Below are 21,644 nucleotides of genomic sequence, written 5' to 3' on the forward strand. Positions count from 1 at the left end.
CCTGTCACCAGATTAGCCCTGGGCCGACTGGCGATAGCACCACCCGTTCGGCTAGGCGCCTACCCAAGCGGCTGATAGAGTAAGAAAAACGCCCCTTCGACCCAGGATGCCCCCATGGCCCAAGACAAGCTGACCCAGCTCAAGGCGATGACCACCGTGGTCGCCGACACCGGTGACCTGGAGGCCATTCGCCGCTTCCAGCCCCAGGACGCCACCACCAACCCCTCGCTGATCCTGCAGGCGGCCCAATCCCCCGAGCGCCGCGCGCGGCTGGCCGAGATCGCCCGCCACTGCACCGATATCGACGACGCCCTGGACACCGTGGCGGTGGAGATCGGCAGCGAGATCGCCGCCCTGGTCCCCGGTTACGTCTCCACCGAGGTCAGCGCCCGCCTCTCCTTCGATACCCAGGCCACCCTGGATCGCGCCCGGCAGTTGATCGACCGCTACGAGCGGCACGGCGTGGGCCGCGAGCGCATCCTGATCAAGGTCGCCGCCACCTGGGAAGGCATCCGCGCCGCCCAGCAGCTGGAGCGCGAGGGCATCCATACCAACCTCACCCTGCTGTTCAGCTTCGCCCAGGCCCAGGCCTGCGCCGATGCCGGCGTCACCCTGATCTCGCCCTTCGTGGGACGCATCCTCGACTGGCACCAGGCCCGCGAGCCGGACGCCGATTTCGCCGGCGACCAGGACCCGGGCGTGCGGTCGGTGCGGCGCATCTACGAGCACTACAAGGGCCAGGGCTACAAGACCGTCGTCATGGGCGCCAGCTTCCGTAACGTCGGCGAGATCGAGGCCCTGGCCGGCTGCGACAAGCTGACCATCTCGCCGGCGCTGCTCGAACAACTGGCCGCGGATGCGGGCCCCCTGCCCCGCCGCCTGGCCCCGCTGGACGACGCCGAGACCTCGGCGGGGGAGCCCCTGGACGAGGCGGAGTTCCGCTGGGCCCTCAACGAGGATGCCATGGCCACCGAGAAGCTGGCCGAGGGGATTCGCAAGTTCATGGCCGACCAGCGCAAGCTGGAGACGCTGTTGGCGGAGTTGCGTCGCTAAGCGCGCTCCGCACAGCAGAGGCCCCGGCCATGGCCGGGGCCTCTGCGTTGGTTGTCAGCCCTGGGTCACCTTAGGCTGCCTCAGTGTTCCTGGGGCTGCTGCGATTCCAGAAGCTCCACCAGCGGCTGGAACTGCTCGCGATTGTGCTCGTTCATGCGCATCAGAATGCGGTGGGCCTCGAGGATGCGCTGCTGCATGGCCGCCTCATCCGCCTCCACCAGCGGCAGGTCGTCGAGCTGGGCCGGCTCGGTCAGCGGCGCCTCCACCAGGTTGAAGTAGTGGGCGAACCCCATCACATCGAGCATGCGCCGCACATCGGGATGATCGGCGACGATGGTCGGCGGCTGCTCGAGGCGCCCCTTCACCGCCATGGCCACCTTGGCCAGAAAGCCCAGCGCCGTGGAGTCCACGTTGCTGGCCTCGCGCAGGTCGATCATCACCGCGGTGAGTCCCGGCATCTCGGCCAGGCGCTGCACTTGATTGTCCAGGGTCGCGCACAGTGTCAGGCGTACGTCCCCACACAATTTGAGCACGAAGACGCCGGACTCGAAGGCCGCCTTCAATCGCCCCTCATGCATTATCATGGTCGAAACCGCTCAAGGTCATGATGGTCAGGTCATCGGGTAAGTCATCGTGGCCCGGCGCATCCTGTACCAGGCTATCGTCGTCGGCCCCGATCTCTCCCAGGGCCAGGCGGCGGCGCAAGGCCGCGACGCCGTCGCAGGCCAGGGCCAGACGCTCGAGTTCCTTGAGCCGTACCGCCAAGGTCTCTCCCTTGAGACACTCCAATACGCCATCGGAGCACAGCCATAGCCGGAAGTTCGCCGGCAGCTCGCACACCAGGCTGGGGTAAGCCACCTGCGGGAAAAGCCCCACCGGCATGCCCTCCCCCGCCAGGGGGACGATCTCGCCCCCGGCCTCCAGCAGCGGCATCGGCAGCTGGGCCCCCAGCGAATAGTACAGCCGATGGGCCCCGTGGTCGATGACCCCCACGAAGAGGGTGGCGTGCTTGCCGATGCCGGTATCCAGCAACTCCCGGTTGAGGGCATCGAGCCACTCGGCCGGCAGGGACTCGGGAGCCTCGCCGTCCCACTCGGTCAACCAGCGGTTGCACAGGTACTTGAGCAGCACGGTGACGAAGGCCGAGGAAGCACCATGCCCCGAGACATCGGCGAAGTAGAAGACGCTGTAGCGCTCATCGAAGCGCTGGAAATCGAGGAAGTCCCCGGACAGATAGAGCGACGGCGCCAGCCAGTAATCGCAGGTGACGCCATTGACCGTCAGCGGCCGGGGCGGCAGCAGTTTGCGCTGGATATGCCCCCCCGCCTGCTGATCCAAGCGCAGCAGCGCCAGGTGGGTCTCGAGGCTCTCGTTGAGCTCCGCCAGGCGCTGGCGGTCGCGGGCGTGCTCCCGGGCCAGCTCGTGATTCTCGAGCACCTTGGCGATCATCAGCCGCAGCAGCTCGGCGTGCTTCAGGGGGCGCACGATATAGTCTACGGTGCCCGCCGCCACCGCCGCCAGCAGGTCGCTGTCGAGGCGCGACTCGCTGACCACCAGGGTCGGCAGGGTCGCCGAGAGTGTGGCCCACTGATGGCTGGGCACCGCCCGCACATGGGCCACCACCAGGGAGGTATCCTCGGGCAGGTCCTCGAGGCGCTCCGCCGCGGCCACCGCGAAGGGGCCCTTAGCGATCGCCTCGGCCAGGGCGTCACGGTCCTGCCCCGGCCGATCCAGCACGCCAATCAGGCGTCGTTGACTGACCATAAGCGTCCTGCCTTAGTCGGCCTCGTCGCCGAAGTCGAAATCCGCGTCATCGAAATCGAACTCCTCCCCGGCGAAGGGGTCATCGCCCAGCTCGCCATCGCTGACCTCGAAGCGGCGCCGCTGCAGGTAGGCGTCGCGAATAAAGCTGTAGCGATCCCCCTGGATCAACGCCTCCTGGTCCAACAGGCCGGCACGGGTATCGACCAGGTTCAGGGCGGTGAGAAAGAACTCCATCTCACGGTCATCGACCTGGTGGGTGGGATAGGTGACCCAGTCCACCGGCAGGCCGGCGGTATCGCGGACGGTACTGGGGCCGAACAGCGGCAGCATCAGGTAGGGACCTTCTCCCACCCCCCAGACCGCCAGGGTCTGACCGAAGTCCTCCTTGTCGGCGACGATGCCCATGTCGCTGGCCACATCCACCAGGCCCAGCATGCCCACCGTGGAGTTGAGCACGAAGCGTCCGGTGGCGATACCGGCATTGCCAGGCTTGGCCTGCAGCAGGCTGTTGAGGACGGTGCGCAGCTCCCCCAGGTTGGCGAAGAAGTTGCCGACCCCCAACTGCACCGGCTCCGGCGCGACGCGGTCATAGGCCACCGCCGCCGGGCGCAGCAGGGCCCGATCCAGGGTGTCATTGAAGGCGTAGACGCCGCGGTTGAAGCCCTCCCAGGGATCGTCAGGATGGCGATCCTCCACCGCGACGCGCCCGGCACAGCCGGCCAGCAGCAGGGTCGCCATCACCACCAGCGCCCACTGGCCCAGCCGCGCTCCCGTGTCCCGCCATCCCTTGCCATTCATGACTTTCTCCTCCGACACCACACTCATCGTTATGCCTTGCGCAGGATTACGCTGCCGGCACTGTACCCGGCGCCGAAGGAGCACACCACCCCCAAGGCCCCGGAAGGCAGATCGTCCCGGTGCAGATGGAAGGCGATGATCGAGCCCGCCGAGCTGGTGTTGGCGTAGCGGTCGAGGATCACCGGCGCCTGGTCCGGCGAGGGGTCCCGTCCCAGCACCTTGCGCGCGATCAGGTCATTCATATGGCGGTTGGCCTGATGCAGCCAGAGTCGCGACAGGTCGTCGCCGACCAGTTCCAGGCTCGCCAGGTGCTCGGTGATCAAGGCCGCCACCATCGGGCAGACCTCCTTGAAGACCCGCCGTCCCTCCTGGACGAAGAGCTTGTCCAGGGCCTGGGGATCGCTGTCGGTGACCCGGTTGAGGAAGCCGGCGTTGTTGCGGATGGCATTGGAGAAACGGGTGGTCAGGCGGGTGCCGAGGACCTCGAAGGCATCGGAGACCCGGGCCACCTCGTCGGCCTCCACCACCAGGGCGGTGCAGGCGTCGCCGAAGATGAAGTGGCTGTCGCGGTCGCGGAAATTGAGGTGCGCCGAGCAGATCTCCGGGTTGACCACCAGGGCGCGGCGGATGCTGCCGGCGCGGATGGCATTGCTGGCCACCTCCAGGGCGAAGGTGGCCGAGGAGCAGGCCACGTTCATGTCGAAGGCGTGGCCGCCGGCGCCGAGCGCCGCCTGGAGCTCCACCGCCACCGCCGGATAGGCACGCTCCAGGTTGGAGCAGGCGACGATCACCAGCTCGATCTCATCCGCCGCCACCCCGGCCCGCTCCAGGGCCTGGGTGGCTGCGGCCAGGCCCATCTCGGCCTGAATGGACAGCTCGTCGTTGCCGCGCCGGGGCAGCCGGGGACGCATGCGGGTCGGGTCGAGGATGCCCTCGGCATCCAGCACGTAGCGGCTGTGGATGCCCGAGGCCTTGACGATAAAGTCGCTGCTGGAGTGGGCCAGGGGCTCGCGCTCCCCCGCCGCGATGGCCTCGGCGTGGCGGGCGTTTTCCGTATCCACCCAGGCATTGAAGGCCGCCACCAGGGCGTCGTTGTCGATGGCATGAGCCGGGGTAAAGAGGCCCGAACCGGAAATTACCGCTGTCGTCATCTTGCTCTCCTGTGCCGGCCGCCCGCGGCGCCCGGCCATCCTTGATCAGCCGCGCTCGGTCAGCTCCGCCCAGCGTTTCTCCAGCCGCTTGGCGGAGACCGGCATCAGGGTGCCGAGTTGCTGGGCGAACAGCGACACGCGCAACTCTTCGATCCACCAGCCGAACTCCACCAGGCGGGGATCCTCGCGTCCGGCGCGGCGGTTCGCCTCCTGGCGCTCCGCCAGCCGCGTTTCGAAACCATGCACTTCCTGCATCGACATCTGGTCGCGCATGCGCTCCCGAGGGGCCTTCTCCAGGCGAATGGCGGCGGCCTCCATGTAGCGCGGGTAGTGCTCCAGCCAGGGTCCCGCTTCGGCGATAAAGCCGGGGTGCACCAGGCGCTGCATCTGGGCCTTGATGTCACTGTATACCAGGGCCAGGGCGAAACTGAGGTTGCCTTTCAACGCCTTGGTCACTGCCAGGTGGCCGCTCAGGGCCCGCGCCAGCAGCGCCACTCGGGCCTCGCCGTGGGGCAGCAGGTCGGCGGCCTCGGCCTCGAGGCGCGCGGCGAACTCCGCCCGGGAGCGCGGCAGCGGGTCCCGGGCCATCACCTCCAGGAAGACCGCCGCCACCAGGTCATCCACCAGTTGTCGCTTGCTGCCCACCTTGGCGAACAGCAGGGCGCACTTGTCGAGGCCCGGCAGCTTGCCGAGCGCCTTGGCCTGATCCGGCAACTCGCGCATGGCCAGGCGCTTGATGCCATGGCGATGCGCCTCCCGGGCCTTGTCGGGGTGCTCGAAGAGCTCCACCGCCAGGCCGCCGTCCGCCTCCGCCAGGGCCGGATAGGCCTCGACCCGGATGCCCGCCTGGGTGGTGACCCGGGACTCGGGCAGGGCCTCTTCCGGCAACGCCTCGACCCGGGTGGTGGCGGCCCCCTGCACCGCCTCGGCCAGGGCCCGGGCGCCGGCGCTGGCGGCCTCGCTGAAGCGCGCCTTGAGGGCCTCCAGGTCGCGCCCCTGGCCAAGCTCGCGGCCCTCGTGATCGACCACCCGCAGGTTGATGCGCAGGTGCGGCTCGAGGGATTCCTCGTGCCAGTCGTCGGGGCTCAGGCGCAGGCCGGTCTTGACCCGCAGGAACTCGCCCAGGGCCGCGGTCAACGGGGTATCGTCCGGCACCAGGCGCTCCAGGGCCGCGTCCACCCAGTCGGGAATCGGCACCACCTGGCGGCGAATCGCCTTGGGCAGCCCCTTGAGCAGGGCGATGCACTTCTCGCGCAGGAGTCCCGGCACCAGCCAGTCGAGGCGTGCCGCCGGTAGCTGGGCGAGCATGGCCGCCGGTACCGTCAGGGTCACGCCGTCGTCCTCGGCGCCGGGCTGGAAGTGATAACTCAAGGGGTAGCTGACGCCGTTCAGGCTCAGCTGGTCCGGGTACTGGGCGGCGGTGACCTCTTCGGCCTCGCGGGCCATCAGCGCCGACTTGTCGAACTTGAGGATCTCGGGATCCTCCGCCTCGGCCTGCTTACGCCAGTGCTCGAAGCCCTTGCCGTTGACGATCTCCTCGGGCAGCCGCGCGTCATAGAAGGCGAATAGCGCCTCCTCGTCGACCAGGATATCGCGCTTGCGGGCGCGATCCTCGAGCTCCTCCACCTCCTCGATCAGGGCGCGGTTATGGGCGAAGAAGTCGCCGCGGGTCCGGAACTCGCCCTCCACCAGGGCGCGGCGGATAAACAGCTCGCGGGCCTCGACGGGGGCGATGGGGCCGTAGTGCACCCGGCGTCGGTTGACGATGGGCAGGCCGAACAGGGTCACCTGCTCGAAGGCCACCACCTGGGCGCGTTTCATCTCCCAGTGGGGCTCGCTGTAGCTGCGCTTGACCAGGTGTCCGGCCAGTGGCTCGATCCACTGGGGCTCGATGCGCGCCGCCTGGCGGGCGAAGAGCCGCGAGGTCTCGACCAGCTCGGCGGCCATCACCCACTTGGGGGACTTCTTGGCCAAGCCGGAGCCGGGATGAATCATGAACTTGCGGTTACGCGCCCCCAGGTACTCGCGGTTCTCGGTGAGTTGACCGAGGTTCGAGAGCAACCCGCTCAGCAGCGCCTGGTGCAGGCGCTGGGCATTGGCGCGGCGCTGGCTCACCGCCGCCTCCCCCTCGCCGGTCTTGGGCCAGGGCTGGGCCGGCGGCACCGTGATCTCCATGTCGCGCAGCAGCTGACGCAGCTGGCGGAAGGTATCGTGCCACTCGCGCAGGCGCAGGTAATTGAGGAAGTGATCGCGACACCAGCGCCGCAGCTGGTTGCCGGAGAGTTCCTCCCGGGCGGCCTCGAAGCCTTCCCAGAGGTTGAGCCAGGCGACGAAGTCGGAGTCCGGGTCATCCCAGCGGCGATGCGCCTGGTCGGCGGCCTGACGCTTCTCCGCCGGGCGCTCCCGGGGGTCCTGCACCGCCAGCGCCGAGACCACGATCAGCACCTCGCGCAGGCCGCCCCCCTCGGCGCCGGCCAGCACCATGCGCGCCAGGCGCGGGTCGATGGGCAGCCGCGCCAGGCGCCGACCCAGGGCGGTGAGGCGCTGGCGCTCGTCCACCGCGCCCAGCTCGAAAAGCAGCCGGAAGCCATCCTTGATGAAACGCGGGTCCGGGGCATCGACGAAGGGGAAGGCCTCGATCTCGCCGAGCTTCAGCGCCAGCATGGAGAGGATCACCGAGGCCAGGTTGGTGCGCTGGATCTCCGGCTCGGTAAAGGCCGGCCGGCCGAGGAAATCCTCCTCGTCGTAGAGGCGGATGCAGACCCCCTCGGCGACCCGCCCGCAGCGCCCCTTGCGCTGGTCGGCGCTGGCCTGGCTGATCGGCTCGATGGGCAGCCGCTGCACCTTGGCCCGGTAGCTGTAGCGGCTGATGCGCACCAGGCCCGGGTCGATCACGTAGCGGATGCCCGGCACCGTCAGCGAGGTCTCGGCGACATTGGTGGAGAGCACGATGCGCCGCCCGCGGTGGGGCTGGAAGACCCGGTTCTGCTCGGCATTCGAGAGCCGCGCATAGAGGGGCAACACCTCGGTATCGCGCAGTTGGGCGCGGCGCAGGGTATCGGCGGCCTCGCGGATCTCGCGCTCGCCGGGCAGGAAGATCAGCACGTCCCGGGGCCCGTGGCGCCAGCCCTTCTCCCGCTCGATGGCCTCGATCTCCTCGACCGCATGGAGGATACCCTCCTGGAGGGTGCGATCGGCCTCGTCCTCGGCGTCGCGCACCAGGGGCCGATAGCGCACCTCCACCGGGTAGGTGCGCCCGGAGACCTCCACCACCGGGGCCGGGCGCGGCTCGCCGTCATCCCCCGGCAGGGCGAAGTGGCGGGAGAAGCGCTCCACATCGATGGTCGCCGAGGTGATGATGATCTTGAGGTCCGGACGACGCTGAGTGAGGCGCTTCAGGTAGCCGAGCAGGAAGTCGATATTGAGGCTGCGCTCGTGGGCCTCGTCGATGATGATCGCCTCGTAGCGGGAGAGGTCCGGGTCGTGTTGGGTCTCCGCCAGCAGGATGCCGTCGGTCATCAGCTTGATCAGGGTGGCCTCGCCGGTCTGGTCGGTGAAGCGCACCTGGTAGCCGACCTGCTCGCCCAGCGGCGTGGCCAACTCCTCCGCCAGGCGGGTGGCCACCGAGCGGGCCGCCAGCCGCCGCGGCTGGGTGTGGCCGATCAGGCCGCGCCGCCCCAGGCCCAGCTCCAGGCACAGCTTGGGTAACTGGGTGGTCTTGCCGGAGCCGGTCTCGCCGGCCACCACCACCACCTGGTGGTCGCGCAACGCCTCGAGGATCGACTCCCGATGCTCCACCACCGGCAGCTCGGCGGGGTAGTCGAGGCGCACCGGTCGCGCCACACGCTCGGCGAGGCGCGCCTCGGAGCCGGCCAGGCGCTGCTCCAGGCCATTCAGCCCGCGATCGATGGGCTTGCCCTGCCGGGCCCGCTGACGCAGCCCGCCCAGGCGGCGGCGCAGCTCGGGCAGGTCGCGCAGCAGGCAGTGATCGAGCCGGGCGCCGAGGGCGTCCAGACGGGCCAGGTCATGGCTGGGGCGGGAAGTGGTGGTACTCAAGGCGTCCTCATCGGCGGCTGGCTATCGAGACGGCCCGCCCCGGGATGCCGGGGCGGGCCGTCATTGTAGCGCCGCCGGGGGGCGGCGCCCAACCGCGTCCTCTCAGGCGGCACTCTTGTCGCCGTCGCGCAGCTCGCGGCGCAGCACCTTGCCCACGGGCGTCTTGGGCAGTTCGTCGCGGAACTCCACCGTCTTGGGCACCTTGTAGCCGGTGAGTTCTTTCTTGCACCAGGCACGCAGGGTCTCGGCATCCAGGTCGGGGTTCTTGCTGACCACGAACAGCTTGACCGCCTCGCCGGTGTTGTCGTCAGGGACCCCCACCGCGGCCACCTCGACCACGTCCGGGTGACTGGCCACCACGTCTTCCACCTCGTTGGGATAGACGTTGAACCCGGAGACCACGATCATGTCCTTCTTGCGATCGACGATCTTCACGTAGCCGTCCTCCTGGAGCACGGCGATATCGCCGGTACCGATCCAGCCATCCTCGCCGAGCGCCTCGGCGGTCTCCTCGGGCAGGTTCCAGTAGCCCTTCATCACCTGGGGCCCCTGCACGCAGAGCTCGCCGGCCTCGCCGAAGGGCAGCGCCTGCCCCTCGGCGTCCACCACCTTGACCCGGGTCCCCGCCACCGGCTTGCCGATGGTGCCGAGCTGGATGGCGTCCACCGGGTTGAAGGTGACGATGGGCGAGGTCTCGGTCATGCCATAGCCCTCCGCCACCGGGCAGCCGGTGACCTGCTCCCAGCGCTCGGCAGCGGCGTGGGTCAGGGCCATGCCCCCGGAGATGGTCAGCTTGAGTCGGGAGAAGTCCAGGGCCTTGAAGTCGTCCCGGTTACACAGGGCATTGAAGAGGGTATTGAGGCCGATAAAGGCGGTGAACGGCATGCCCTTGAGGGTCTTGACGAAGCCCGCCAGGTCGCGGGGGTTGGGAATCAGCACCGAGTGGTTGCCGGTCTCCACCAGGAAGAGGCAATTCACCGTGAAGGTGTAGATATGGTAGACGGGCAGCGGCGCGATCACCGTCTCGCAGCCCTCGCCGAGGCCGGCGCCGATGGCGGCCCGGGCCTGGAGCATATTGGCCACCAGGTTGCGGTGGGTCAGCATGGCGCCCTTGGCGCGACCGGTGGTGCCGCCGGTGTACTGCAATACCGCCAGGTCCTCCAGGCTCAGCGACGCCTCCTCGACCCGCTGGCCGGCGCCCTTGGCCAGCGCCTCGCGGAAAGGGATCGCCTGGGGCAGGGAGTAGCGGGGCACCAGCTTCTTGATGTGCTTGACCACGGCATTGATCAGCAGCCGCTTGGGGAAACCGTGGAGATCGCCCAGCTCGGTCACCAGCACCGTTTCGATGGCGGTCTGATCGAGGATCTTCTCGAGCTTGTCGGCCATATTGGCCAGGATCAGGATCGCCTTGGCCCCGGAATCCTGGAACTGGTGGGCCATCTCCCGCTCGGTGTAGAGGGGGTTGGTATTGACCACCACCAGGCCGGCGCGCATGGCCCCGAACATGGCCACCGGGAACTGCAGCGTATTGGGCAACTGGATGGCGATGCGGTCGCCGGGGACGAGGCCGGTCTCGTGCTGGAGCCAGGCGGCGAAGTCCCGAGACCGCTTGTCGAGCTCACCATAGGTCAGCACCTGCCCCATGCAGGAGAAGGCCGGCTTGTCGGCGAACCGCTTCACCGAGGCATGGAAGACGTCCATCACCGACTGGTACTCATCGAGGCCCTGCAGTTCCGGACCGCTCAGGATCGGGGCAGTCTCACTCATGGCGTATCTCCAGGTTGGCGGTCGGCTCATGGGCCGACGCTTGTTATTGGCACCGACCTACCTTATACCAGGGCCGAGGTGGATGTAAAACGACCGATTGAAACGACCGTTAGCCTCAATCCTCGACGCCGTCGGCGTTTCGTCATCCCTCCCTCAAGACTATGGTTTACCGGGCATTTCGCAAGTGACTCAACTCACGCCATCGCTCTTGAGGCGGGCTTGGATCTCGCCGTCTCGCCACACCAGCAGCTCGCCCGGCGCCATGCGCACCCAGGCCTCGTTATGGGTCAGCGGCTCGGTGGCCAGCACCGAGACCACATCGTCGGGGGTGGTGTGTTCGACGAAATCGACGCACAGCTCGGCATCCGAGAGGGTCGCCTCGCCGAAGGGCGCCCGGCGGGTGATATGGGCCAGCTTGGTGGAACAGTAGGCATAGAGGTAGTGGCCATCGGCGAGCAGCAGGTTGAAGACCCCGAGCCCTCGCAATTGCTCGCAGAGCTCGTGCAACGCCCGCCACATGGGTTCCGGATCCGCCGGGGGCTCGGGGAAGCGACGGCGCAGCTCGCCAAGCAGGTAGCAGAAGGCATGCTCGCTGTCGGTGCCGCCTACGGGACGATAGAAGCTCAGCGGCAGGCCCTGCCAGTCGGCGAGCTGGCCGTTATGGGCATAGCACCACTGGCGCCCCCAGAGTTCCCGGGTAAAGGGGTGGGTATTGGCCAGGCTGATCTGGCCCACATTGGCCTGACGGATATGGCTGATCACGATATGCGACTTGATCGGGTAGTCGCGGATCAGCCGGGCGATCGGCGATTCCACCGAGGGGTGGGGATCGCGGAAGTCGCGATAGCCGCCCGCCTCGTAGAAGGCGATGCCCCAGCCGTCACGATGGGGGCCGGTGCCGCCGCCACGGTGCAGGAAGCCGGCGAAGCTGAAACAGATATCGGTGGGCACATTGGCACTCATGCCCAAGAGCTCACACATGCGGCTCCTCCCTCGGCCGTCGGCGGGCCCGGCGGCGGGCGCCGCGCATGGCCACGAATATCACCAGCAGGAACAGCAGGGCGACCACAGCGCCCCACAGGCGCGGATCGTCATGGTAGCGCCGCCAGCCACGGGTCAGGTCGGCGGGGAGATCGCCGAGCTCGGCGGCGATCCGCTCGGCGGTGGTGCGTGAAACGGGAGGCGCCGGGGCCTCGGCGACCTCCCCCTCCAGGGCCTCGCCACGCAGGGCCTCGGGGCCTTCGGCGGCGTCCAGGGCCAGGCGCGCCTCGCGGTTGAGCAGCAGCCGCGGCAGGTCGAGGCGCAGGGTCTCACCCTGCCAGTCGACCTCGGCACTCAGCAGCAGGGGCACGGCGGCCTCGCCATCGATGGGCGGCGGCTCGATACGCCAGCGGCCCGGCGCACCGGCCTCGACCGCCAGGGCCTCGCCGAGCAGGAAGGCCTCGAGTCGGGTGTTGGCGTGATCGAGCCCGGGATGGCGGGCGACGAGTTCGACACCGTCATCCTGCGCCTCGGCCTCGATAGCGGGCAGCACATTCACCGCCTGGACACGCTGACGACGCACCCCGTCGCGACGCGCCTCCAGCACCAGGCGCGCATTGCCGGCCAGCTCCGCCCCCGGCAGGCGGCCGACGAAGCGAGCGCCCTCGGGGTGCAGCTCGGTGGCCGCCAACGCCTCGCCCTCGATGCCCTGCAGGCGGGCCCGCAGTCGCCAGGTCGCCGCCGCCTCAGGAGAGAGGCGTTCGCCATCGCGCGCCAGCCAGGCCTCCAGGGTCAGGGGGAAGCCAGTATAGAGGGTCGCCGGCAAAGGCGCATGGCGCAGCACCGGATCGGCGTCCAGGTGCAGGCGGCTGGCCGGATCCAATGTTCCTTCGATACGCCACTCGCCGGGCAGGGGATCGCGGATTCGCACCAGATCGAAGTGCGACTCGGCGAGCCAGGTGAGGTCGTCGCCGGCCGCCTCGGCACGGTGGCGACTGCCCTGCGGGTCGACGATCACCAGGGCCTCGCCGGCGTCCCGCAGCAGCAGGGCCGAGAGGCCCTGCACGCCCTCGTCCACCACGAAGCGTCCATCCTCCAGGGGCAGTTGATCCGCGGGGAAGAGCCGCTCGAGAATATCCAGGAAGGCCTGCAGCAGGCCGTCGGCACTCTCCACTCGCGCCACCAGGCCACCGCTGGACTGGGCCAGGCGCTCGGCCAGGGCCAGATCCGCCTCGCCGGCGAAGGCGATGGTATGGATCGCCACGCCCTGCTCGGCGAGCCGCGGGGCCAGCTCGGTCAGCAGCCGACGCCGGGAGTCGGCGTCGCGACGCCGCTTGTCTGCCGCCGCCGGCAGATCCACCATGCCATCGGTCAGCAGCACCAGCTGGCGGGGGCCGTTGGCGGCGCTCTCGCCGGCGGCACGCACCGCCGCCTCGATATCGGTGTACTGCTGGTACGCCACCAGGCGCGGACGCAGTGCCAGGGCCCGGTCGCGCCAGCGAGCATTCACCTCGGCCACCGGCAGGGCCTCTTCCACCGTCTCGCCGAACAGCCAGATCCCGGCTCGAGAGCCACCGGGCACCAGGGCCGCCAGCAACGCCAGGGCACTGGCGCCGAGGCGTTCGGGGTCGTTCTCCTGCATGCTCCCGGAGACATCGAAGAGCACCCGGACATCGCTGTCGGCCTCCGCCGCCGCGACCGGCGTCACGACGCTCAGGACGCCGCAGAGTAGTGCCAGGCCCAACCGCCCGAAGACTCGCATAGCCGCTCCTTAGCCGATCATCGGCTCCTTGCGCCGGGGCGGCGCCTCCGGCTCGTCGTCGGCCTCATCGGTCGCCACGGCACCGCGGCCGGTCAGTCGCCAGAGCACCACGCCGAGCGCCACGCCGAGCGCGGCCCCCATCAGTAGCATCAGCGAGGCGCTGCCGAAGGCGCCCCCCTCCTCCTGCAGGAAGGCCACGGCGGCGACCATGATGGCGGGCGCCATCCCGGTATAGGTCTCGCTCTCGCTGATCGGCAGGCTGAAGCGCCCGGGTATCCAGATCAGCCCGGCCACCACGCCGGTGACCAGGCAACGCGGCAGCCGCGGCAAAAAGCGGATTCCCAGGTAGCCAGTGACCAGCACCACCAGCGACAATAGGCCATAGACCAGCCACAGCAGTGGCATCGAGTCGGAAATCAACATCTACTCTCTCCCGGAGCGCGCCCCTTCGGCACGCCGTCTTTGGTGATCAGCGACTATGGTACACCGCGCCCTATGAAAGCACAGCCGCCCGTCTCCCCCGTCGCCCGTTTCCGGCGTTCCGACGATCCCCTCTGGCACTGGCTCGAGGATCGCGAGGCCCCGGAAGTGCGCGCCTTCCTGGAAGCCGCCAATGCCGAATGCGCCCACTGGTTCGCGCCCCTGGACGCCCTGGCGGAGTCGCTCTATCGGGGCCACCTGGCACGCCGTGAACTGGCGGTGACCGGCCTGGCCACGCCCCTGGATCACTTCACCTACTGGAGCGAGACCGCCGCCGAGGCGGACTACCCGCGCTGGTGGCGCCACCCCAATGGCGAGCCCGCGGCCAAGGCCTGCTTCCTCGACCTGGAGGCCCGGGCCGAGGCGCATGACTTCCTGGAGCTGGGCGATATGGCCCTCTCCCCGGACGAAGCCTGGCTGGCCTGGAGCGAAGACACCAGCGGCGACGAGCGCTTCGCCCTCTACCTCAAGCGACTGCCCGAGGGCGAGCCGCGGCTGCTGCTGGAGGAGATCGGCCCCGAGCTGAGCTGGGCCGAGGACGACCAGACCCTGCTGTTCACCCGTTATGACGCCACCCAGCGCCCGGATAGCATCTGGCGGCTGCGCCTCGACCTCGCCGGCCCGACGCCGGCGATCGCCGAGGAGGCCCTGGTGCTGCGGGAGGAGGATCCGGAATTCTGGCTGGGCCTGGGCAAGACCCGCTCCCGGGCCTGGCTGGTGCTAGAGAGTGCCTCCAAGGACACCAGCGAGTGTTATCTGATTCCGGCCGACGCCCCCGCCACGCCGCCGCGCTGCTTTCGTCCTCGGGAGAGCGGCGTGGAGTATGCCCTGGAGCATCGCCCGGGCACCTTCTACGTGCTGCATAACCGCCGGGCGACCCACTTCTGCCTGGACGCCGTCGCCGAGGCGCAGGCGCTGGGCGAGGCGTCACCCGCCTGGCTCCCCCTGGTGGCCCACCGGGACGACCATACCCTGGAGGGGGTGGATGCCTTCGCCTGGGGGCTGGTGATCACCGAACGGGACCACGACCGGGCCCAGGTGCGGCTACGCGTCCTCGAACTGGCCGTCGAGGGGGGGCTGGGTGACGATCGCCTCCTGCCGCTGGGCGAGGTGCCCAGCAGCCTGATGCTGGGCGACATGCCGCACTTCGATAGCCGCCGGCTGCGCCTGCGGGAGGAGTCCTTCACCCGGCCGGTACGCTGGCTGGAACACGACCTGGAGAGCGGCGAGCGGCGCCTGCTCAAGGAGCAGCCCATCCACGGCGACCTGCGCCCCGAGCAGCTCGCCTGCCGGCGCCTGTGGGCCGAAGGCCACGACGGCGAGCGCATCCCGGTCTCGGTGGTGGCCCGGGCCGAGCTGCTGGACCAGGGCCCCCTGCCTACCCTGCTGTACGGCTATGGCGCCTACGGCGAGGTGCTGGATCCCTGGTTCTCGGTGGCCCGCCTGGAGCTGCTGGCCCGGGGCGTGGCCTTCGCCGTGGCCCATGTGCGCGGCGGCGGCGACCGCGGCGAGCCCTGGTACCTGGCCGGCAAGCTCGAACACAAGGAGAACAGTTTCCGCGATTTCCTGGCGGCCCGGGACGCCCTGGTCGCCCAGGGCATCAGTGACGCCCAGCGCATCGCCGCCTATGGCGCCAGCGCCGGCGGCCTGCTGGTGGGCGCCAGCCTCAACCTGGCGCCGCAGGCCTTCTGTGCGGCGGTGCTCGACGTGCCCTTCGTCGACGTGCTGCGCACCATGGAGAACCCGGACCTGCCGCTGACCACCGCCGAGTACACCGAGTGGGGCAACCCGGACGAGCCGGATGCCCGCCGGCGCATCCGCGACTACTCGCCCCTGGATAACCTGGAGGATCGCCCCTATCCGGCGCTTTTCCTGCAGGGCAGCTGGCACGATACCCGGGTCCCCTACTGGGAGCCCGCCAAGCTGTACGCGCGCCTGACGGAACAGGCCCTGGCCCGCGGTGAGACGCCGACCGGGGGGCCCCGCCCGATTCTGCTGCGCAGCGACCTGAGCGCCGGGCATGGCGGCGCCTCCGGGCGCTTCAAGGCATGGCGGGATAACGCCCGCCAGGATGCCTTTATCCTCTGGGCGCTGGGGCTGGCGGACACTTAGTCGTCGATGGGCAGCACGGCGATAATATGGTCCTCGAGGTGCTCCTCGGGGACCTCGCGCTGGGAGACGGCGAAGCTCGATACGTCGATGCCCTTGCGGCGCAGGCGCCGGTCGTCACCGGCGTTGAGGGGGTGCCAGGCGGCCAGCTTGCGTCCCTCGTAGAGGCGCCGGTAGGCGCAGGAGTGGGGCAGCCAGCGGAACTGCTCGACCCGCTCCAGGGTCAGCCGGGTGCAGCCCGGCACCCGGGCGAAGCGATTGGCGTAGTCGCCGCAGCGGCAGCTGGGAATGTCCAGCAGCTCGCAGGCCACGTTGAGCACCGCCACCTGGCCGGTGTCGGCATCTTCCAGCTTGAGCAGGCAGCACTGGCCGCAGCCGTCGCAGAGCGCCTCCCACTCCTCGGCGGTGAGTTCATGCAGGGGATACCGCTCCCAGAAACGTTCGCGCATGCTTGCCTCGTCGCCGCTCAGTAGCGGGCCTCGGTGGGGGCCCGATAGAGGTCGAGCATATACTCCTCCCGGGCCGGCGGCAGCTGGAAGTAGTAGCCCTTGTCGCGGATGGCGGCCATCACGTCGGCGGCCTTGGCGCGGGCCAGGGGCTTGTCCTCGGTGAGGATCAGGGTCAGCGCCGCCTGGGGCTTGCCGAAGCGCTCCAGCAGCGCCTCGGGCACCTCGGCCAGGCCGCGGCGCTTGTCCACGTAGAGGTACATCTCATCGCGGCGCGGACTCTTGTAGATCTCGCACAGGAGCTTGTCATCGGTCATGGGGTGACTACCTCGTCGAGGGCATGGGACAGGGCGGCGGCGAGGCGCTCACCCCGCCAGCCCCCGGGCAGCGGCAGCGCGCTGCCGTTCAGATGGGCGGTAACCAGCGCCTCCAGGTCACGGCGCCGCAGCAGCAGCTCCGGCGCCACGCCCAGGGCCTCGGCCTCGGCATTGACCACCCGCTTGAGGGCCTTGAGACGCTTCTTGAAGGCCGGGCTGGTGGGCACCGGCAAGGCCGCGGGCAGCTCGGCCTCGTCGCAATGCTTGGCTTCCTTGACCAGGGCCAGCAGCGGGTCGCCGTCGCGCTTGATCTGGCTCGGTTTGAGACCATCGACCCGGGCCAGCTCATGGCGGTTTTCCGGCATCCGCTCGGCGATGGCGAAGAGCAACTTGTCGCTAACCAGCCAGCCCCGCGGCAGATTACGGCGCCGCGCCTCGCCCTCGCGCCAGGTGGTCAGGCGACGATAGGCCTCGATCTGGCGCGGTGCCAGCTTCCACAGCTGGCGCTGGCGCAGGTACCACTGGGCATCGGTCTCGTCGCTGCGCCCGGCCTGGGCCAGCAGGGTGTCGCACTCCGCCTCGAGCCAGCCCAGCCGGCCGGCGGCCTCCAGGGCGGCCTTCTGGTGTTGCCACACCTCGAGCAGATAGACCACGTCCAGGGCGGCATAACGCAGTTGGGTCTCGGAGAGGGGCCGCGCCAGCCAGTCGGAGCGGGTCTCGTCCTTGGGCAGGGTCTCGCCGAGCCAGTGGGCCACCAGGCGCTGATAGCCCATGGCGGGATCCTCCCCCAGCAGCCCCTGGGCCACCTGAGTATCCACCAGGGGCGTGACCAGCACCCCGGCCCAGGTGGCCAGCACTTCCAGGTCCTCGCTGCTGGCGTGCAGCAGCTTCACCGCCCCCTCGCCAAGCAGGCGCTTGAGTGCCGGGGTGGCGGCCACCGCCTGGGGGTCGATCAGATAGACCGTGCCCCCGGCATAGAGCTGTACCAGGGCCGGCACCGGATAGAAGCTCGACTCACGGAAGAACTCGGTGTCCAGCGCCAGGGTGTCGGCACGGGCCAGCTCGGCACAGGCGGCATCCAGGGCCTCGGGGGTATCGATCCAGCGAATCTCGGGGTCAAGGGACATCTTGGTTTCCAAACTTGAAGGGGGCCGACGCTAGTCGCCGGCGAAGGGCTGACGCCCCAGAAAGGCACGACTCAGGGTACCGCCGTCCACGTATTCCAGCTCGCCCCCCATGGGCACGCCATAGGCCAGCCGCGACAGGCGGATCGGCCGTCCCTGGAGCTGGCTGGCGATATAGTGGGCGGTGGCCTCCCCCTCCACGGTGGGGTTGGTGGCCAGGATCAGCTCCTCGATGGGCTCCTCGGCGAGGCGCGTCTCGAGGCGATCGAGGCCGATATCCTCGGGGCCGACCCCGTCCAGCGGCGAGAGGTGGCCGTGGAGCACGAAATACTGCCCCTGGTAGCCTCCCGCCTCCTCGATGGCCAGCATATCCGCCGGCGACTCCACCACGCACAGCACCCGCTCGTCGCGCCGCGTACTGCGACACAGGGTGCAGACCTCCTCCTCGGTGAGGGTCCGACAGCGGCGACAGTAACCCACCGCCTCCAGGGCCTCGCCGAGCACGGCGGTCAGCCGCCGCCCTCCTTCACGATCACGTTCGAGCAGGTGCAGCGCCATGCGCTGGGCGGTCTTGGGCCCGACGCCGGGCAGCACCCGCAGCGACTCCATCAGCCGCTCGACCAGGGGCGAAAAGCTCATCAGAACGGCATCTTGAAGCCGGGGGGCAGGTTCATTCCGGCGGTCACCTCCTCCATCCGCGAGCGGGAACTCTCCTCCACCTTGCGGACGGCATCGTTGACGGCCGCGGCCAGCAGGTCCTCGAGCAACTCCTTGTCCTCCTCCATGACAGCGGGGTCGATCTCCACGCGACTGACGTCATGGCGGCCATTCATGGTCACCCGAATCATGCCGGCGCCGGCCTCACCGGTCACTTCCGCCTTGGCGATCTCCTCCTGGGCCCGCTGCATCTTCTCTTGCATCTCCTGGGCCTGCTTCATCAGGTTACCCATTCCACCTTTCATCATGGCGTGGTCCTCTATCTCGTCGTGGGAATATCTCGATACGCCGACTCAGGACGTCGGCGTCTGTGGGGTCACGCTGCTCTCCTGGAGCCGCGCACCGAAGGTCTCTTGCAGCTGCTGCACCCGGGGGTCCGCCTGGAGGGCCGCCACCGCCTCGGCATGACGCTCAGCGGCCAGGCGCTCGGCCCGAGCCTGGGGCGTCTCGACGCCCGTTGGCAACTCCGCCACTTCGACCACCAGGCGGCGCGGAAGACCCTGGGCGGCCAGCGCCGCCTGGATACGCTGGTGATGCACCTCGGCATTCATTGCCGACTGGGAAGGGTCGAGGCGCAGACGCAGGGTCTGGCCATCATCGCCCTCCACCACGCAGTGAGCCGCCAGGTTACGGGTCAGGCCGCCCAGTCCCAGGCTCTCGAAGCGATTCAGCCAATCGGCCTGATCGAGCGGGCCGCTCGTGGAGGGGGCCTGCGGCGACGCGGGGGCCATCGCTGCCGGGGGAGCATCGGGTGCCTCGGCCACTGGCGAAGCCGGCGTCACGACAGACGACTCGGCCGATGCCTCGGCTGCCACCGGAGGTTCCGGCGCGGCCATCTCGGCTGCCGGCGTCGCTTCCGGCGTCTCTGGCTTCAGCGCCTCGGCAGGCGGTACCGCTTCCAGCGTCTCTGGTTTCGGCACCTCGGGCTCCGGTGCAAGCGCCTCGGGCATAGTCTCGGGATAAGGCTCCCAGGGCGGCGGCTCCTGCGACGCCGGCTCGGTAGCCGCTTCCGGGCGAGGCGCCGGGACGGCCGCTCGGGGTGGCTCAGCGGCCACCTGAGGGGATGCCTCCGGCTCCCGGGCAGCCGGCGCGGGGGGGCTGGGCGGTGTCGGGGCGGCGGCAGCGTTATCCCCACCAATATCGGTCGCGGGCGAGGCCTCATGCCCGGCATTCATCGGCTGGCTCGGCGCCACTTCGGCGCGCAGCGGCAGTGGCGTCTGGGCCGGCCGGGGCACGCCCTGGGGGCGAAAGGCCAGCATGCGCAGCAGGGTCATCTCCAGGGCGGCGCGGGGATCGGGGGCCTGGCCCATATCGGCCCGGCCCTGGAGGCCGATCTGGTAGTAGAGTTGAATATCCTCGGCGGTAAAGCGTGCGGCCAGGGCCAGCAGGGCCTCGCGGTCGCCATGGGCATTGCTGACGCCCGCCGGGACCATCTGCGCCACCGCCAGGCGATGCAGCACCCCGACCAGGTCATCCAGCACCCCGGCGAAATCGGGCCCCTGCTCCGCCAGGCTGGCCACCTCGGCCAGCAGTTGGGCGGCATCCACCTCGGCCAGGGCCTCCAGCAGGGCCAGCACATGGCGGTGATCCAGAGTCCCCAGCATCGCCGCCACATCGCCGTGGCGCACCTCGCCCTGACCGAAGGCGATGGCCTGGTCGGTGAGGCTCATGGCATCGCGCATGGAGCCATCCGCGGCCTTGCCCAGCAACCACAGGGCGCTCTCGTCGAAGGCCACCCGTTCGGCGGTCAGCACCTGGGTCAGGTGCTCCACCACTCGCTCCGGCGGCATATTCTTCAGGGTGAACTGCAGGCAACGCGACAACACCGTCACCGGCAACTTCTGCGGATCGGTGGTGGCCAGCAGGAACTTCACATGAGGCGGTGGCTCTTCCAGCGTCTTGAGCAGCGCATTGAAGCTGTGAGTGGAGAGCATATGCACCTCATCGATAAGGTACACCTTGTAGCGCCCCTGGGTGGGCGCGTACTGGACGTTGTCGAGCAGCTCCCGGGTGTCCTCCACCTTGGTGCGCGACGCGGCATCTACCTCGATCAGGTCGACGAAACGCCCCTCGTCGATGGCCCGGCATGCCTCGCAGGTGCCACAGGGCGTAGAGGTCACCGCCTCGTCGCCCTCACCCTTGGCGGTACAGTTCAGGCACTTGGCCAGGATACGCGCCAGGGTGGTCTTGCCCACCCCGCGGGTGCCGGTAAACAGATAGGCATGGTGCAGGCGGCCCTGATCCAGGGCATTGACCAGTGCGCGACGCACATGGTCTTGTCCGACCAGTTCATGGAAGGTGCGCGGACGCCATTTGCGGGCCAAGACCTGATAGCTCATGCAGTACGGAATCCTTACGCCAAGAAGTGAGGAGCGCCGCCCCTGGGCCGCGCGATAACCCCCTATTCTAGCGGTTGGGGCCCATAGCGGAAAGCGAAGCAACCGCCGGCTACCGCCACCGCGCTACTCCTTGCGCTGGGCCCGGCTCATCAGGAAAAGCGCCGCGGCGAGGGCCAGTACCGATAGCGCCAGGTAGATGGCATCCAGCGGGGTCTGGAAACGAATGTCCACCACGGCGCGGAAGAACTCGATGATCACCGCCAGTACCACGACCCGGGCGATCTTGTCCTTGAGCTGATCGAAGGAGTGAACATTGAAGGGATGGTGGGGCGTATGCTCCTCGGCTTGCTCGATCGGCGACACGAACAGCCGATAGACTCCCAGGCCGAAGATCAACAGGACGATCGCCACCAGGTAGATATCCACCGCCAAGACCACGCTGGGCACCAGGGTATCGTGGATATCCGCGGTGCCACCGACGGTATAGTAGGTCAGCGTGGCAATCACCAGCTTGATGATATCGATGGTTCCGATGGCGAAGAGCACCACGGCGGCGACCAGGCTCGGCAGCACGGCCAGCATCACCAGAAACCGCGAGTTCCATAGCCAGCGCTCGAACTGTCGCTCCCTGGCGCCCTGCTTGGGGGTATTGGGCCCGGTCTCCGTCGTCATGCATCGCTCCTTAATCATGTCTTGGTGGCACCAGCCTAGCATCCCATCATACTCCGGCGGTCAGCCACCAAACGAAAAAACCCCAGCCTCTATTGAGGCTGGGGTTTC

General features: G+C 69.0%; 18 protein-coding genes. 2 read left to right on the forward strand and 16 right to left on the reverse strand.

All coding sequences use genetic code 11. The annotated features are described in order from the left end of the window. The first annotated feature begins 114 nt into the window (after window positions 1–114). Window positions 115–1,053 carry a transaldolase gene (gene tal / locus HPA02_RS15375; RefSeq protein WP_146804093.1) on the forward strand — a complete coding sequence of 313 codons (939 nt, stop codon included), beginning with the start codon at window positions 115–117 and terminating at the stop codon, window positions 1,051–1,053. An 80-nt stretch (window positions 1,054–1,133) separates the two neighbouring features. On the opposite strand, the gene HPA02_RS15380 is transcribed toward tal, so the two are convergent. From HPA02_RS15380 to HPA02_RS15420, 9 genes are all read right to left on the reverse strand, one after another. Further along, window positions 1,134–1,637, reverse strand: coding sequence for an STAS domain-containing protein (locus HPA02_RS15380; RefSeq protein ID WP_146804094.1), 504 nt, complete (start codon window positions 1,635–1,637; stop codon window positions 1,134–1,136). Continuing rightward, window positions 1,624–2,817, reverse strand: coding sequence for a PP2C family protein-serine/threonine phosphatase (locus HPA02_RS15385; protein ID WP_146804095.1), 1,194 nt, complete (start codon window positions 2,815–2,817; stop codon window positions 1,624–1,626). Before HPA02_RS15385 ends, HPA02_RS15380 begins: the two co-directional genes overlap by 14 nt. Window positions 2,818–2,829: 12 nt before the next feature. Next, the gene (locus HPA02_RS15390; protein ID WP_146804096.1) at window positions 2,830–3,615 is read right to left on the reverse strand and encodes an MlaA family lipoprotein; all 786 of its coding nucleotides are present in this window, start codon (window positions 3,613–3,615) and stop codon (window positions 2,830–2,832) included. 29 nt (window positions 3,616–3,644) lie between these two features. Beyond that, window positions 3,645–4,766 carry a beta-ketoacyl-ACP synthase III gene (locus HPA02_RS15395; protein ID WP_146804097.1) on the reverse strand — a complete coding sequence of 374 codons (1,122 nt, stop codon included), beginning with the start codon at window positions 4,764–4,766 and terminating at the stop codon, window positions 3,645–3,647. Window positions 4,767–4,811: 45 nt separating this feature from the next. Further along, window positions 4,812–8,822 carry an ATP-dependent RNA helicase HrpA gene (gene hrpA / locus HPA02_RS15400; RefSeq protein ID WP_146804098.1) on the reverse strand — a complete coding sequence of 1,337 codons (4,011 nt, stop codon included), beginning with the start codon at window positions 8,820–8,822 and terminating at the stop codon, window positions 4,812–4,814. A 102-nt stretch (window positions 8,823–8,924) separates the two neighbouring features. Continuing rightward, the gene (locus tag HPA02_RS15405; RefSeq protein WP_146804099.1) at window positions 8,925–10,589 is read right to left on the reverse strand and encodes an AMP-binding protein; all 1,665 of its coding nucleotides are present in this window, start codon (window positions 10,587–10,589) and stop codon (window positions 8,925–8,927) included. A 189-nt stretch (window positions 10,590–10,778) separates the two neighbouring features. Continuing rightward, a complete protein-coding gene (locus HPA02_RS15410; protein WP_146804100.1) occupies window positions 10,779–11,570 on the reverse strand; it encodes a class II glutamine amidotransferase in 792 nt (263 codons plus the stop codon). Beyond that, window positions 11,563–13,332, reverse strand: a complete 1,770-nt coding sequence (locus HPA02_RS15415) for a vWA domain-containing protein (RefSeq protein WP_146804101.1) — start codon at window positions 13,330–13,332, stop codon at window positions 11,563–11,565. Before HPA02_RS15415 ends, HPA02_RS15410 begins: the two co-directional genes overlap by 8 nt. Before the next feature lie 9 nt (window positions 13,333–13,341). Next, on the reverse strand, window positions 13,342–13,755 hold the full coding sequence (locus HPA02_RS15420; RefSeq protein WP_146804102.1) for a hypothetical protein: 414 nt from the start codon (window positions 13,753–13,755) through the stop codon (window positions 13,342–13,344). 72 nt (window positions 13,756–13,827) lie between these two features. Here HPA02_RS15420 and HPA02_RS15425 point away from each other — a divergent pair, with 72 nt between their 5' ends. Then, window positions 13,828–15,924 (forward strand): S9 family peptidase, encoded by a 2,097-nt coding sequence (locus HPA02_RS15425; protein WP_146804103.1) that lies wholly within the window; start codon window positions 13,828–13,830, stop codon window positions 15,922–15,924. Here the strand turns inward: HPA02_RS15425 and HPA02_RS15430 are convergent. The 7 genes from HPA02_RS15430 to HPA02_RS15460 all read right to left on the reverse strand — a co-directional run bounded on the left by HPA02_RS15430 (window position 15,921) and on the right by HPA02_RS15460 (window position 21,536). Beyond that, window positions 15,921–16,370: a YcgN family cysteine cluster protein gene (locus tag HPA02_RS15430; protein ID WP_146804104.1), complete on the reverse strand. Its 450-nt coding sequence runs from the start codon at window positions 16,368–16,370 to the stop codon at window positions 15,921–15,923. The genes HPA02_RS15425 and HPA02_RS15430 overlap by 4 nt on opposite strands. Window positions 16,371–16,387: 17 nt before the next feature. After that, window positions 16,388–16,684 (reverse strand): YcgL domain-containing protein, encoded by a 297-nt coding sequence (locus HPA02_RS15435; protein WP_146804105.1) that lies wholly within the window; start codon window positions 16,682–16,684, stop codon window positions 16,388–16,390. Next, the gene (gene rnd / locus HPA02_RS15440; RefSeq protein ID WP_146804106.1) at window positions 16,681–17,811 is read right to left on the reverse strand and encodes a ribonuclease D; all 1,131 of its coding nucleotides are present in this window, start codon (window positions 17,809–17,811) and stop codon (window positions 16,681–16,683) included. The genes HPA02_RS15435 and rnd overlap by 4 nt, the downstream gene beginning before the upstream one ends. A 30-nt stretch (window positions 17,812–17,841) precedes the next feature. Continuing rightward, the gene (recR, locus tag HPA02_RS15445; RefSeq protein WP_146804107.1) at window positions 17,842–18,447 is read right to left on the reverse strand and encodes a recombination mediator RecR; all 606 of its coding nucleotides are present in this window, start codon (window positions 18,445–18,447) and stop codon (window positions 17,842–17,844) included. Beyond that, entirely contained in the window at window positions 18,447–18,773 is a 327-nt protein-coding gene (locus HPA02_RS15450; RefSeq protein WP_146804108.1) for a YbaB/EbfC family nucleoid-associated protein, read from the reverse strand. The genes recR and HPA02_RS15450 overlap by 1 nt, the downstream gene beginning before the upstream one ends. 45 nt (window positions 18,774–18,818) lie before the next feature. Continuing rightward, entirely contained in the window at window positions 18,819–20,864 is a 2,046-nt protein-coding gene (gene dnaX / locus HPA02_RS15455) for a DNA polymerase III subunit gamma/tau (RefSeq protein WP_146804109.1), read from the reverse strand. A gap of 123 nt (window positions 20,865–20,987) precedes the next feature. Next, window positions 20,988–21,536 (reverse strand): YqhA family protein, encoded by a 549-nt coding sequence (locus tag HPA02_RS15460; RefSeq protein ID WP_146804110.1) that lies wholly within the window; start codon window positions 21,534–21,536, stop codon window positions 20,988–20,990. Between the last annotated feature and the right edge of the window lie 108 nt (window positions 21,537–21,644).

Origin of the sequence: Bisbaumannia pacifica (assembly GCF_007989625.1) — a bacterium.
Lineage (GTDB): Bacteria > Pseudomonadota > Gammaproteobacteria > Pseudomonadales > Halomonadaceae > Bisbaumannia > Bisbaumannia pacifica.